Raw genomic sequence first — 14,980 nt, forward strand, 5'->3', positions numbered from 1 at the left:
TAAATATGAGCATAACAACCCCCATCAGCCAAGAAAACATAGTAGTTGGAGAAGTGGCAAACGGCTTACCGCTCACCATTCCTGTGTATCGCTTAAAAGGTGATGGCAGCGGGCCAAGCGTGTATATTCAAGCAAATATGCACGGCGCTGAAGTACAAGGTAACGCAGTTATTTTTCAGCTGTTAGAGCAATTAAAACAACTCAATTTAAAAGGCGACATTACCTTAGTGCCTTACGCTAACCCTATTGGTTGTAATCAAAAATCAGGGGAGTTTACCCTTGGGCGATTCGACCCGATTACTGGTACTAACTGGAACCGCATGTATCACTACAATAGTGATTTAGTGACCCAGCTTGCCAAAGATCATAGCCACTACGACGATGCAGCTTTAAAAAATCATTTTAAACAGGCTTTGGTTGATGAAATAGACACCAAACTCAACGGCCCAGCTTATTTACTTAATACCGGTAAACGCATTGCGCTTAACCTACAAAAACTTGCGCACCAAGCCGACATAGTCCTTGATTTACACACGGGGCCTATTTCAAGTAAGCACCTGTACTGTCCAACCTATGCAACCGACAGTGCCCGCTACTTTAATATTGAACATGTGCTGCTTATTCCAAGCGACTTTGATGGTGCAATGGATGAAGCCAGTTTTTGCCCATGGTGGCACCTAAGTGATGCACTTGGTGCGCAAGGCAGGGACTTCAATGTACAGGTTGAAGCCTTTACAGTAGAACTTGGTAGCCAAGAAAAAATAGATTTACAAGAAGCACTCAACGATGCAAACAGCATTTTAAGCTATTTAAATCATAAAAATGTATTGGTAGACGCAGCGCATCAACCTAAGCAGATGACCCGTTATGCGTGTCATTTAAATGACTACTTTGCCTACTACGCCCCTATTGGCGGCATGATTGAATATGTAGCCCCTCTAGGTGGGCATATTAAAGCAGGTGAGCCCATTGCACATGTATTGCGAATGGAACGCTACTTGAATGAGCAACCATTACAAACGCTAAGCCTTGATTGCGACGCTATCGCGATTTTGCATTTTGCCTCGGCAAGCGTAAATCAAGGCACAGAGCTTTATAAGTTTTTTACTAACGTATTTGAGTTATAACGCACCGCGCTATAACTCCCCCTTCTCATTGCGTGAGAGTAAGTTAACTAACTTACACTATAAGCGGCTATATGCCGCTTTTTTTGATCTGTGATAACGCTGTAAACGTAAAGTAACTAATTAAGTGTAAATTCAGTGAAAGTTCACCGTTACATATGTAAAAACACGTTATAATTTATAAATCTCCCCTACTCTCAAAGGAAAAACAATGAGCTGGCGTTATTGGATTGTAGTTACGGCTTTACTTAGCACACCCTCTTTTGCCCAAGAAGAGGTACAAGAAAACGAACAAGATAACGATATTGAATTGGTTAAACAGTGTATTTTAAATGAGGTAATTGGCGGTGATGGAAAACAAACGCTCGATGAACTTCGTGAAAAATGCTCATCACTTGAAGAAGAAAAGCAACTTACTGCGCTGGATAAACGCAAAGCGCGCGAAGAAGTAAGTAAAAAAAACCGTAATGTAATTACACCACATAAACGTAATTACATTTTACCTTTGTCGTATGTATCGCACCCTAACGATCGTCCGTTTGATGGCTTTGACGAACTAACCGATGAGCAAGATGGCGAGCCACTTGATAACCTAGAGGCTAAATACCAGCTTTCTATAAAGGTTCCATTATATGATGACTTTTCAGATGACGACCAAGCCATCTACTTTGGTTTTACACTGCAGTCATATTGGCAAATTTATAATTCAGAAATCTCATCGCCATTTCGTGAAACCAATTATGAGCCAGAAATTTTCTGGGTAAATTACCTAGACCAAGAAAATGTACTGTGGGGCGATGAAATGGCCATAGCGCTGGGTATTTCTCATCAATCTAATGGCCGCAGCCAACCTAATTCTCGTTCATGGAACCGAGTTTATGCCAATTTCATTTGGGAAAACGAAGGTTTTGTATTTAGTTTCAAACCTTGGTACAGAATCGCTGAAGACGAAAAAGAGGATCCATTAGAAGCTGATGGTGATGACAATCCTGATATTTACAAATACATGGGTTACTTTGAATTTAGCGGTGCCTACCGCTATCATGATCATGAGTTTAGCTTTATGACACGTAATAATTTAAATTCAGATAATCGTGGTGCAATTCAGTTAGATTGGTCATTCCCTCTTTGGGGTCGTTTACGTGGTTACGCCCAGTACTTTAACGGTTACGGCGAAAGCCTGATTGATTACAACGCCGATATTGAGCGTGTTGGCGTGGGTATATTACTTACCGATTTACTTTAATTTATTAATACACCATAAAAAAAGCCAAACCCTTTTATAAAGTGCTTGGCTTTTTTATTAAAGCGTTACTCGTTATTTTTTAACGGCAAACACCCCTTCAAACTCTGCAACAACATCGCTGCCATCAAATATAGTAACAGGTACTACGTAACTTGCCTTGCCTGTTGTTTCCAGCTCACTGAGCTTGCCTTTACAGGTTTGCACATCAACACAACCGCGTGGGTCGGTATTAAGTGGTTTTAAGTATTTTATATTGGCATCGGCTAATACAATATTGCCCTCAAGCCCTGCCTCTTTAAGCGCTAAGTACGTTGCGCCCCAACCGGTTAAGGTTGCTAAGCTGTATATAGAGCCTGCAAACATAGTGTTGTGTAGGTTTAAGTTAGCGTCTAAATCAGCACGCGTTGTAAACTGCCAATCTGTGTAGCTTTCTACTTTTATACCCATTGCATCACTAATTGGGATTGATTCACGCCAAATATTTTGCAGTATTTGTGTCCAATCGGGATGGCGAAACCAGCCCGGCTCACTAGGCTTTTGCTTAATCATTTTGAAATGTTGAACATCGCCATACGCTAAGTGGGCTTTTTCTTTTAGCTCATAGCCGTGGCGCTTATAAAACTCAAGCGCACGCTCGCGAGCAAATAACACTAATTCGCCTGCGTTTTGGGTCCATGCTATTTTTTCAAGCTCGTGTAATAAACGGCTACCAATATGCTGGTTACGGTTACCTTCGGCTACGGCCATGTAACGTACTTGCGCTTGCTCATGGTTGTTAAAGTGTAAACGGGCCACACCAAGCACATCACCGTTGTTATTTTTTATAAAGCGATGCTCTGAGTCTTGTTCCATATCGTCTTGTTCAGAGCCACGAGGCTCATTCCAAGGCGCACGTAGTACTTCCCAACGTAATTGATAGTACGCTTGCCAGTCTTCGCTGCTCTGCGGTGTAGTTACTTGAAACATATATACTCCTGTTGTTTTGCCGTAAATAAAAAATAAAGGCTACGGCATGTAATCCAACTGAATAACTCTTTAACCTGCACATTGGTTTTTACATTAGAAAATTAAAGATTAAGTTGGTTGGAATTATTATGGCAAATACCATACTCCATCTTTTAAACACTGCCAATACGACTTTGGTAAGCAAGCGAAAAAATAACTGTTTTACCCATCGCATCAGCTAGTTTATGCTGGGCCTTTAGAGATTGAACATGCACTGAGCGAAGGGTTCTGCATAGGGGAAATTTACTCTTTGTTGCCTACATGGGTGTAAGCCAGTAGAGTAACGCAGGAGCAGCTACCTAGCCCACTAGGTTACAAATCTCGCGCCGCGATTAAATCGCACCTAGATTGAACAAACTTTAATCCTGAAAGGTCAACAGGCCCTTAATGTTATGAGCGATTTTATAAACCCTTTAACGGGTGTAGTGAGTAGTCACTTTATTAGTCACAGCCAAGATATTGGTCAACTAGTTTACTGGCATAAATATGCAGGCGATCACATACATGTTCGCCAATTCGGGCAGCTTCGCTGGCTGCTAATTAACGATACATTGCAATCGGTGATAGCGCTTAACAATCCACAGCGCTTACTATTTCCACATTTAACCTATTTAGCTAAGCAGTGGCAAACCTTAGCACCGCCAAATCATGTGTTAGAACTTGGTCTTGGCGGTGGCGCTATACGTAATTACTTACAATACACTTACCCGCAGGCACACGTAACATCAGTTGAAAAAAATGCAGATATAATTGCCTGCTATACAGATTTTTTCGCTCTTAAAAACCAAAGTGATGTGCAGTGTGATGACGCGCAAAATGTACTTAGCAAGGCACATAACCATGACTGGATTATTCTTGATTTATTTAGCCAGATAGATGCACCACGATTTTTGTTTGAACGCGCTTTTTATCAAAAAATATACGATGCGCTAAACGCAGGTGGCACGTTATTTATTAACTTTTTATCGCAACATGAGTCGCAGTTAATTCAGTTACAGCAATTACTATTTAATGTGTTTGGCGTAAAAGTAAGCCCGCATAAAATTGCGGGCTTTGTGAATCATATTATTATTGTTACTAAAGCTGGTAATTAAACCGATAAGTTAAAGGTAACAGGCCCATCGTTACACAAGCTCACTTGCATATCGGCGCCAAACTCCCCCGTTGCCACGCTAATACCCTGCGCTTTAGCTTGAGTTACAAAGTACTCGTAAAGCGCGTTTGCTTGGCTAGGTGTGGCTGCCGATGAAAAGCTTGGGCGCATACCTTTTTTAGTATCCGCCGCTAACGTAAATTGCGACACCACGAGTAACTCACCGCCTATATCTTTTAGGCTTAAGTTCATTTTGTCGTTTTCATCGGTAAATATTCGGTAATTACTTACCTTGTGCAATAGCTTATCTGCGGTTTGCTTATCGTCTGGTTTTTCAACACCGAGTAACAATAAAATACCTTGGCCAATTTCACCTATAACTTGGTTATCAACTTCTACTTTTGCGTGTTTTACACGTTGTATTAAGCCTTGCATTTAACTGCGTTCCTCTGTTTTTAGTTCTTCATCAATGTCTATTTCTGGTGTTTGTGGTACATGATTAGGGCTTATACAGGCGGTAAATTCGGCCCCTAATAGCACCACCACCCACGACAAATACACCCACACAAATAAAATAGGAATGGTCGCAACAGCGCCATAAATTACTTCGTACGAAGGAAAATGGCTAATATAAAGCGCAAAGCCTTTTTTAGTCAGCTCAAATAATACTGCCGCAAAAAGAGCACCAGGTAGCGCAGCCCTAATAGATACAGGCGTGTTAGGTACTAAAGTGTATAACATTAAAAAGCCAACCATTGAAAAGCCATAAGGTACCAATTTTAACAAAAAGCCACTAAACCCAGGAATGCCCTGATCGGCAAACGACACTAACGAGACAATATACGATGTAACACCAATACTTGCGCCCAGCAGTACGGGGCCTAAGCTCAATACCATCCAATAAACCGCAAAGGAGATCATCATGGGGCGTTTTTTCTTAATACGCCAAATGCGATTAAGCGTGGCATCAACATTACGTATAAGCAGCAATGCAATCGCCGCTAAAAAGCCAATACCCACCGCGGTCATTTGGTTCGCATTGCCAGCAAAGGAGCTGATATGCTCTTTAATAACATCAGACGAGGTAGGTACAAAGTTAGTAAACAAAAAGCTCTCTATGGCTATGCGGGTCGATTCAAACCCCGGGAAGGCCGAAAATATTGCCACGCCTACCGCTATCAAAGGCACTAAAGAAAGCAAAGTAACATAGGCAAGGTAGCCTGCATTCACTGTAATTTGATCGTCTATACAGCGGTTAACGTACTGCATCCACCAACCTGGCTGTTGCCTTAAAAAGGAGATAGCTTGCTGTTTATAAAGGGAGAGCTTATCATTCATACAATTGACTTGTGCTAATCGAATTTTGATTATGATAGCAATCAGCACCATAATTTACAGCACTTACTGGTAAATAGGGATCCAAATGAAAAAACAAACATTACTTAGCGCCTCGGTACTGGCCATTACGCTTACTTTATCGGGCTGTCAGTCGGCCTATTATTCTGCAATGGAAAAAGTAGGTGTACATAAGCGCGACATTCTTATTGACCGCGTAGAAGAAACCAAAGACTCACAAGAAGAGTCGCAAGAAGAATTTCAATCAGCACTTGAGCGCCTAACGACCTTAATTAATTTTGATGGCGGCGAGTTACAAGATGCCTACAATCAACTTAATGATGATTATGAGTCAAGCTTAGCAGCCGCTAATGAAGTGTCGAGCAATATTAATAAAGTTGAAGACGTAGCCGAAGCCCTTTTTGACGAATGGAGCGATGAGCTTGAGCAATACAAAAGCGCGTCGCTTAAACGCGAAAGCAGTAAAAAGCTAGCGGCTACACAACGCCAATTTAGCCAGTTACTGCGTTCTATGCGCAGTGCAGAGAGCAAAATGGAGCCAGTGCTATCGTCTTTACAAGATAACGTACTGTACTTAAAGCATAACTTAAACGCACAAGCGGTTGCCGCTATTAAAGGCGAATTCACTAATTTAAAGCGTGATATTCAAGTACTGATGAACGACATGAATAAATCAATTGCCGATTCAAACAAGTTTATAGAACAAATGAATAACGCAGGCTAAGTGTTTAAATTTGCCTGACATAGCCTGCATAATGCAGGCTTTTTTGTTACGTTTTGTTACCTTTGAAGCATTCTTCAATTCACCGATGTTGCTATACTTTTATAAAAATAATAATAGAAAACAACAATGAAACTAAAAACCACCAGCCTTGTATTTATTTGTGGATTACTTAGCGCTTGCGAAACCGCCAATCGCATTGAGGTGATTGCAGGAGAAAACACGCTTACCCCGCAGCATCAAACAGGCGAGCGAAAAGGACGCTTTTATAACCTCTACCCTGGCAAAAAAACCTACCCCACCACCTGCGAAACTGACTGCTACCCACCAAGCCCTAAATTACAATGCAAACAAAACGCTGAAGATTGCCAATTTATTGCTGCGCAAAAGCCAATTAATTTAAATACGGGCTTTACCGTGCGCTGGCTAGGACACGCGGGGTTTATGATCCGCACACCCAACGGACAATACGTGCTATTTGACCCTGTAAAAGAGCAGTTCGACTCACCTGTTGATTTAGCCTTTAGGTTAGCCTCAGGGTTTTACAGACAACCCGGCGATTGGCTTACACAAAACGAGCTTAAAAGCTTAAGTGCAGTGATGTACTCGCATATTCATTACGATCACTTTAATAAAGCCGATATAGAAGAGCTTGGTAATAAACCTCGCTACTTAACGCCATTAGGTATGGCCGACAACTTCCCTACTGGTGGGTACAACATTAGCGAAATGGCCTGGTATGCAAAAACCCTGCTTGATGATTTAACGATTCATGCCCTACCAGCGCACCACTTTAGTAGCCGCGTATTGGTGCCCTTTATTTACGAAGATAACGATAAAGACCTATGGAATGGCTGGTTGCTTGAGCAAAACGGCAATACCTTATTTTTTGCAGGCGACACCGGTTATTCAAAGCACTTTAAAGACATTCAGCAAAAATATGGTGATATAGACATATGTCTATTACCCATAGCGTCGTATTACAGTGAAGAGAACCCTAAATGGTATCGTTATGTGCACACCACCCCAGAGGATGCACTGAACGCGTCGCAAGATCTTAACTGCAAAGTAATGATACCGTGGGGTTATGGTAACTCAAGTTGGAAAATGGGCGACCGGACAAGCCATTCAGCACTGTTAAGATTGCTACATATGCACAATAAAATGGCTTCAACCACACCCTTATATATTTTAAACGAAGGCGAAAGTATTTCACTGTAACTCATTGCTGAACTGATTTAGGATGATTGTTATATCTAAATACATATCAACATTGAGAAATTAATGAAAAAACACGCATTAGCTTTAAGCTGTTTATTAAGCGCCCCAGTAATGGCCATTGATGTAGCATACACATCAACCCCAATTACTATTGATGGCGTGTCTGAAAGCGCATGGGATAAAGCAACGTGGCATGATATGCTTCATTTAATGGATGGCACCCTGCCCACATCAGAGGCCGACTTTAAAGGCCGTTACCGCCTATTGTGGGATAAAAACTACCTGTATTTACAAGCGGATATAACTGACGATGTACTTATTGATACGCACCCAGACCCGACCGTAAAATATTGGGATGACGATGCGCTGGAAATTTTTATCGACAGCGATGCCTCGGGTGGGATTCACCAATTTAACCATACTGCAATGGCTTATCATATTGGTCTTGATAATCAGGCTGCCGATTACGGCCCCGATAAAAAGGCCCATTTGTATAGCGACCACCTAATCAGTAACTGGAAGCGCAATACCAAAGCGCCCTATAACATCACCTGGGAAGTCGCTATAAAGCTCTACCCTAACGATTACCAAGAAGGCGCTGTAAACACACCCATTACGCTAAGTGAAAAACACGTCATTGGATTTATGCTCGCGTATTGCGATAACGATGGCAGCAAGGTGCGTGAGCACTTTATGGGCTCTCACAAAGTACAGCCAGTAAACGGCGACAGAAACCGTGGTTTTATAGATGCAAACGTATTTGGCAAAATTACCCTGCTGCCAAAAAATAAGTAACTACCAATAAAATAATTGAAAACGTTGGGTTGAGCGTAGCGAAACCCAACGAAAAAATACCCTACCAACAATTACAGATGCTTTGCATTATCGAGTGTTTCAGCTCTGACTCTTTTACTGCTCACTCCCTTCTCTTTGTGCAAATATTTTTTAAGTGAATTATTCACAAAGAGGTTAAGAGGCGCTGCGCTTTTAGAGATAAATACATTTGGCAGTTTCACTATAGAACGGACTATAAATACTGGTGCATTTGGAAAAAGCATTCTACCGCCAAAAAGTAACCATTAATAAATAGTTGAGACGTAGGTTGGGTCGAGCGCAGCGAAACCCAACGAAAAAATATCCTAGCACCAATTACAGATGCTTTGAGTTATCGAGTGTTTTAGCTCTGACTCTTTTACTGCTCACTCCCTTCTCTTTGTGCAAATATTTTTTAAGTGACTTATTCACAAAGAGAATAAGAGGCGCTGCGCTTTTAGAGATAAATACATTTGGCAGATTCACTATAGAACGGACTATAAATACTGGTGCATTTAGAAAAAGCACTCTACCGCCAAAAAGTAGCCACTAATAAATAGTTGAGACGTAGGTTGGGTTGAGCGCAGCGAAACCCAACGAAAAAATCCCCTAGCACCAATTACAGATGCTTTGAGTTATCGAGTGTTTCAGCTCTGACTCTTTTACTGCTCACTCCCTTCTCTTTGTGCAAATATTTTTTAAGTAAATTATTCACAAAGAGAATAAGAGGCATTGCCTTTTAGATCTCAATACTAATAACTAAAAACTGAAAGCTTCTCTACTTTAAAAACAAAAAAGCCGCTGTATTTTGCAATACAGCGACTTTTACTATGCATACTCTAAAGGCAATTAAGCTTTAGCTGCACGACCCGCACGTTTACGCTCACTTTCAGTTAAGTGACGTTTACGAATACGAATGTTCTCAGGTGTTACTTCTACTAACTCGTCATCATCGATGAACTCAAGCGCTTGCTCAAGTGTGTAGTTCAATGGTGGCGTAAGTGTTTGCGCTTCATCTGTACCAGATGCACGAACGTTAGTAAGTTGCTTACCTTTAAGTGCGTTAACTGTTAGGTCGTTATCACGGCTATGAATACCGATAACCATACCTTCGTAAACTTCAACACCGTGGCCGATGAATAATTTACCACGCTCTTGTAGGTTGAATAATGCATTAGTAAGTGCTTTACCAGTTGCATTTGCAATCATTACACCGTTCTTACGTGAACCAATAGTACCACCTTTATGAGGACCGTAGTGATCGAACGTATGGTACATAAGACCTGAACCAGAGGTAAGCGTCATGAAATCAGTTTGGAAACCGATTAAACCACGGCTTGGGATCATAAAGTCCATACGCATACGGCCTTTACCATCTGGAGACATGTCGGTAAGTTCACCTTTACGAAGACCAATTTGCTCCATGATAGAACCTTGGTGTTCTTCTTCACAGTCAATTGTTACTGTTTCGTACGGTTCTTCTAGTACACCGTCTACTTCACGTAGAATAACTTCAGGACGTGATACAGCTAGCTCGTAACCTTCACGACGCATGTTTTCGATTAAGATACCAAGGTGTAATTCACCACGGCCAGATACACGGAAGCTATCTGGGTTATCCGTTTCTTCAACACGAAGTGCAACGTTGTGTACAAGCTCGTTTTGTAAACGCTCAAGAATGTTACGTGAGGTTACAAATTTACCTTCTTTACCAGCAAACGGTGATGTATTTACAGAGAACGTCATTGTTACTGTAGGCTCATCAACACTTAGTGGAGGTAGCGCTTCAACATTGTTAGGTGCACACACTGTGTCTGAAATTTTAAGCTCACCAATACCCGTTACTGTTACGATATTACCTGCGTAACCACGGTCAGTTTCAATACGCTCAAGGCCTAAGTAGCTTTGCACTGAACCAATTTTACCGTTACGAGTTGTACCATCAGCACTGATGATAGTCACTTGTTGGTTTGGCGCAACAGAACCACGCTTAATACGACCAACACCAATTACACCTTTATAAGAGTTGTAATCAAGCTGAGAGATTTGCATTTGGAAATCACCTTCAGGATCAGCTTCTGGTGGTGATACTTCGTCAACAATCATTTGGAACATAGGTTCCATGTTGTCAGACGGCTCGTCTAAATCTAATGTAGCCCAGCCGTTGATTGCTGAAGCGTAGATTACTTTAAAATCTAACTGTTCATCAGTTGCACCTAGGTTATCAAATAAATCAAAGATTTGATCCATAACCCAATCAGGGCGTGCACCTGGTTTGTCAATTTTATTGATAACAACAATTGGCTTTAAGCCTTGCGCAAATGCTTTTTGCGTTACGAAACGCGTTTGCGGCATTGGACCTTCTTGAGCATCAACAAGTAATAATACTGAGTCAGCCATCGAAAGTACGCGTTCAACTTCACCACCAAAATCGGCGTGTCCCGGGGTATCTACGATATTGATATGGTAATCTTTCCATGAAATGGCCGTATTTTTAGCCAAAATGGTAATACCACGTTCTTTCTCAATGTCGTTTGAGTCCATCACACGCTCTTCGTTACCGCCGCGTGTTTCTAATGTACCTGATTGCTCAAGTAGTTTGTCAACCAACGTTGTTTTACCGTGGTCAACGTGCGCGATAATCGCTATATTTCTTAACTGTTCGATGCTCATATTTTTACTCAGAGAAGTTTATTCTCATTGATCCTGCAAGATCTACGCACTCATCTGCGTTTTCACCAGATGTCCCAGCATAGGATTTAAAAGGGCGCATATTATCCCTCATTAATGACATGGATGAAAGTTTATCCAATATAATTTTAAAAACTTTCTCAATACTTTTACTAAGTATCTGTTTTTTATATGACAATTATATGAAATAAATTTCGGAAAATTACATAAATTGTCATTTTTTAGCTAATTTGTTGTTTGCTTTGGCACTATTTACTATTTAAGTTAAGCTGATTTAGGTGATTAAAATACGTGCAGAATAAAGCGTGAAATTTTTGCACCAATATGGATATTTTACGCACCACAAAAGTGCAAAGTGTATGGCCACTTTTGTGCAATAACAATTTTAGTCTTAATAAACAGCAAGTTAAAATAATGGCATAAAATCGGCTTACCTAAATCCAAAGCATTTAATGCAGCAATAATAAAACCCAACAGTTGGAGGACACATGTCACAATCGGTTTTAGATTTTATTAAAGAAAATGACGTTAAGTTCATTGATTTACGCTTTACTGATACTCGAGGTAAAGAACAACATGTTTCTATTCCTCATCACCAAGTAGATGAAGATTTTTTTGAAGACGGCAAAATGTTTGACGGCTCTTCAATTGCAGGTTGGAAAGGCATTAACGAATCAGACATGGTACTTATGCCTGTAGCTGATTCAGTAAAATTAGACCCATTTACAGAAGAAGCAACGCTTATCGTGCGTTGTGATGTTGTAGAACCATCTACGTTACAAGGTTACGAGCGTGACCCTCGTTCGGTTGCTAAGCGCGCTGAAGAGTACATGAAATCTACCGGTATCGCAGACACAGTTTTATTCGGCCCTGAGCCAGAATTCTTCCTATTTGATGATGTTAAATACAAGTCAGATATGTCTGGTTCTATGTACAAAATTGATGCTGTTGAAGCAGCATGGAACTCAGACAAAGAGTATGAAGGCGGTAACACTGGCCACCGTCCAGGTGTTAAAGGTGGTTACTTCCCTTGTTCACCGGTTGACTCTTCACAGGATTGGCGTTCAGCTACGTGTTTAGTACTTGAAGAACTAGGCCAAGTAGTAGAAGCGCACCACCACGAAGTTGCTACAGCTGGTCAAAACGAAATCGCGACTCGCTTTAATACAATGGTTTTAAAAGCGGATGAAATCCAAGAGATGAAATATGTTATCCATAACATGGCTCACCTTTACGGAAAAACAGCCACATTTATGCCTAAGCCTGTTGTAGGTGATAACGGCTCTGGCATGCACTGTCACCAATCTCTAGCAAAAGACGGTGTTAACCTTTTTGCTGGTGATAAGTACGGCGGTCTTTCTGAAGATGCACTTTACTACATTGGCGGTATTATTAAGCATGCTAAAGCAATTAACGCATTTGCAAACGCTTCTACTAACTCGTACAAACGTTTAGTACCAGGTTTTGAAGCGCCGGTAATGCTTGCATACTCTGCGCGTAACCGCTCTGCATCTATCCGTATCCCAGTAGTACCATCTGAAAAGGGTCGTCGTATAGAAGTACGTTTCCCTGATCCAACAGCTAACCCTTACCTAGCATTTGCTTCAATGCTAATGGCTGGCCTTGACGGTATTAAAAACAAAATCCACCCTGGCGATGCTATGGATAAGGATTTATATGACCTACCTGCAGAAGAAGCAGCAGAAATTCCACAAGTTGCATCTTCTTTAGAAGAAGCGTTAGAAGCACTAAGTGCTGATCGTGAATTCTTAACGCAAGGTGGCGTATTTACCGATGATTTAATCGACGCTTACATTGCTCTTAAATCTCAAGAAGTTGAAAAGCTTAACATGACAACTCACCCAGTTGAGTTTGAAATGTACTACAGCGTTTAATACGCTGTAGAGTAAATTATCGATAAGATAATAAATGTGTGTTCTCAAGCCCGCTTAGCGGGCTTTTTTTTATGGTAAATTAGGGTTATCTCCACTAAAGTTATGTAATTACAAAAGATGCAGGGTAGCAATGTGAATTACAGGATATTATTACTATTTTTTGCTTTAGGATTAAGCATTTATAGTTACGCAGGCAATGATAAGATTTATGCTTGGAAAGATAAAAATGGTGTTTTAGTGTTCTCAGATACACCACGCAGCGGCGCGCATGAAATAAAATTAAATAGCCAAGATCTTACTTTGTCTGATACCGATAAACACACCCCTGATTCACTACAACCAACGCGCCTTAATCGTTTTCAAATTATGATATCGTCACCTACTCACAACCAAACTGTGCGCGAAAACACAGGCTCAGTGTACGTCACAAGCCGAATAACACCGCGTTTTGAGGCAGGCTTTACTGTACAGCTATTTTTAAACGGTAATGCGTATGGGCCTGCAAGCGGTTTATCAACATTTGCTATACGGAACGTTGAAAACGGCACTCATACTTTGTATCTCAAACTTTATAACAAACAAAATCAAGCCATTGCTATCAGTCAGCCTAGCACCTTTGTTATGCAAAGAAAGGCTATAAACTAAGTACAATGACTCAGATAATAAAATTAGCGCAGCAGTATTTACTGATCAAAACTTGCTTGCAAATATTAACGCACTAAAGTGGTGCAAAGATGCCAAACAATCAAAATTTCAGCCCCGAACTTCTTAATGCCATTTGGCAAAACCAAACAACATCGGTCATGTTACTTGATAAAAATTTTATCCTTGTTTATGCCAATACCAGCACTAGCGAGCTACTTGGCCTGGGTAAAAAACGCATTATTGGGCAGACCTTTAACAGCTTATTTAATTACCACTCTGTAGATTTAGAGCGCATAGCTCAGTACTCACTTATTGATGGTGTAGATTGCAGCCAGCACAGAGCTGACGTGGTCTTTATAGATTCTCGACATGCAAAAATAGCCATTACATCACGCCAAGTTAAATTTGAAAACGAGCGCTATATTTTGCTCGAGTGCCGTAAAACCGATGAAGAAATAAAACACGACAAAGCCTCTAATCAAATGCATCAATATCAAGCAGCGCGAAATTTGATTAGAGGACTTGCTCATGAAATTAAAAATCCTTTAGGAGGAATACGCGGAGCGGCGCAGTTATTGCAGTACGAGGTGGATCAACAAGAAAGGGACGAATGCGCTGAACTTATAATTGAGCAAGCAGACCGATTACGTGAATTAGTTGATAGGCTACTTGGGCCAAATCAGCTTCCGCAAAAGTCGTATGGCAATATTCACCAAACACTTGAGTCGGTTGTCAAATTAAGCACATTAGATAACTGTAAAAATATTAATCTAGTTAAAGACTACGATCCAAGTATTCCAGATGTGTTTATTGACCAAGGCAAAGTTCAGCAAGTAGTACTTAACATAGTTCGTAATGCTCAACAGGCGTTAGTGGATGGCGGTGAAATAAAAATAAAAACCCGCATTAATCATCAATATCGCCGCCCCGGAAAAGCCCCTAAAAAAGCCTTGTTGATCCAGGTTTCTGATAATGGACCAGGCATAGACCCTAGCGTTCGCGAGACATTGTTTTACCCGATGATCACCAACAAAGAAGGTGGCTCAGGGCTAGGGCTTTCAATCGCACAAACGCTCATCGATCAGCACGATGGTTATATAGACTGCGATAGCTGGCCTGGCCATACTGAATTTAATATCTATCTGCCTTTTGCAGATTAATGTTTTGGAG

The 14,980-nt window shown here is 40.9% G+C and carries 13 protein-coding genes; 9 read left to right on the forward strand and 4 right to left on the reverse strand.

The annotated features are described in order from the left end of the window. The first annotated feature begins 5 nt into the window (after window positions 1-5). Both CWC16_RS10575 and CWC16_RS10580 read left to right on the forward strand, forming a co-directional pair. The gene (locus CWC16_RS10575) at window positions 6-1,127 is read left to right on the forward strand and encodes a succinylglutamate desuccinylase/aspartoacylase family protein (protein WP_138541517.1); all 1,122 of its coding nucleotides are present in this window, start codon (window positions 6-8) and stop codon (window positions 1,125-1,127) included. 208 nt (window positions 1,128-1,335) lie between these two features. Continuing rightward, window positions 1,336-2,370, forward strand: a complete 1,035-nt coding sequence (locus tag CWC16_RS10580; protein WP_138541518.1) for a phospholipase A — start codon at window positions 1,336-1,338, stop codon at window positions 2,368-2,370. A 72-nt stretch (window positions 2,371-2,442) separates the two neighbouring features. Here CWC16_RS10580 and CWC16_RS10585 read toward each other — a convergent pair whose 3' ends face one another. Further along, complete coding sequence (locus CWC16_RS10585; RefSeq protein ID WP_138541519.1) at window positions 2,443-3,336, reverse strand: bifunctional GNAT family N-acetyltransferase/hotdog fold thioesterase; 894 nt, start codon at window positions 3,334-3,336, stop codon at window positions 2,443-2,445. 431 nt (window positions 3,337-3,767) lie between these two features. Between CWC16_RS10585 and CWC16_RS10590 the strand changes: the two genes are divergently transcribed. Continuing rightward, entirely contained in the window at window positions 3,768-4,469 is a 702-nt protein-coding gene (locus CWC16_RS10590) for a spermidine synthase (protein ID WP_138541520.1), read from the forward strand. Here the strand turns inward: CWC16_RS10590 and dtd are convergent. Together dtd and CWC16_RS10600 are read right to left on the reverse strand one after the other, a co-directional pair. Next, the gene (gene dtd / locus CWC16_RS10595; protein WP_138541521.1) at window positions 4,466-4,903 is read right to left on the reverse strand and encodes a D-aminoacyl-tRNA deacylase; all 438 of its coding nucleotides are present in this window, start codon (window positions 4,901-4,903) and stop codon (window positions 4,466-4,468) included. The genes CWC16_RS10590 and dtd overlap by 4 nt on opposite strands. Continuing rightward, window positions 4,904-5,806 carry a virulence factor BrkB family protein gene (locus CWC16_RS10600; protein ID WP_138541522.1) on the reverse strand — a complete coding sequence of 301 codons (903 nt, stop codon included), beginning with the start codon at window positions 5,804-5,806 and terminating at the stop codon, window positions 4,904-4,906. An 85-nt stretch (window positions 5,807-5,891) separates the two neighbouring features. Here CWC16_RS10600 and CWC16_RS10605 point away from each other — a divergent pair, with 85 nt between their 5' ends. From CWC16_RS10605 to CWC16_RS10615, 3 genes are all read left to right on the forward strand, one after another. After that, window positions 5,892-6,548, forward strand: coding sequence for a DUF2959 domain-containing protein (locus CWC16_RS10605; RefSeq protein WP_138541523.1), 657 nt, complete (start codon window positions 5,892-5,894; stop codon window positions 6,546-6,548). 126 nt (window positions 6,549-6,674) lie between these two features. After that, on the forward strand, window positions 6,675-7,766 hold the full coding sequence (locus CWC16_RS10610) for an MBL fold metallo-hydrolase (protein ID WP_138541524.1): 1,092 nt from the start codon (window positions 6,675-6,677) through the stop codon (window positions 7,764-7,766). Window positions 7,767-7,829: 63 nt separating this feature from the next. Beyond that, window positions 7,830-8,561 (forward strand): CBM9 family sugar-binding protein, encoded by a 732-nt coding sequence (locus tag CWC16_RS10615; protein ID WP_138541525.1) that lies wholly within the window; start codon window positions 7,830-7,832, stop codon window positions 8,559-8,561. An 867-nt stretch (window positions 8,562-9,428) separates the two neighbouring features. Here the strand turns inward: CWC16_RS10615 and typA are convergent. Then, window positions 9,429-11,252, reverse strand: a complete 1,824-nt coding sequence (typA, locus tag CWC16_RS10620; protein WP_055016501.1) for a translational GTPase TypA — start codon at window positions 11,250-11,252, stop codon at window positions 9,429-9,431. Window positions 11,253-11,758: 506 nt separating this feature from the next. Between typA and glnA the strand changes: the two genes are divergently transcribed. The 3 genes from glnA (at window position 11,759) to glnL (ending at window position 14,970) form a co-directional block, all read left to right on the forward strand. Continuing rightward, window positions 11,759-13,165 carry a glutamate--ammonia ligase gene (gene glnA / locus CWC16_RS10625; protein ID WP_055016502.1) on the forward strand — a complete coding sequence of 469 codons (1,407 nt, stop codon included), beginning with the start codon at window positions 11,759-11,761 and terminating at the stop codon, window positions 13,163-13,165. A 132-nt stretch (window positions 13,166-13,297) separates the two neighbouring features. After that, the gene (locus CWC16_RS10630; RefSeq protein WP_138541526.1) at window positions 13,298-13,810 is read left to right on the forward strand and encodes a DUF4124 domain-containing protein; all 513 of its coding nucleotides are present in this window, start codon (window positions 13,298-13,300) and stop codon (window positions 13,808-13,810) included. Window positions 13,811-13,899: 89 nt separating this feature from the next. Further along, entirely contained in the window at window positions 13,900-14,970 is a 1,071-nt protein-coding gene (gene glnL, locus CWC16_RS10635; RefSeq protein WP_055017722.1) for a nitrogen regulation protein NR(II), read from the forward strand. Window positions 14,971-14,980: the final 10 nt, after the last annotated feature.

Origin of the sequence: Pseudoalteromonas sp. S3776, assembly GCF_005886915.1 — a bacterium.
Lineage (GTDB): Bacteria > Pseudomonadota > Gammaproteobacteria > Enterobacterales > Alteromonadaceae > Pseudoalteromonas.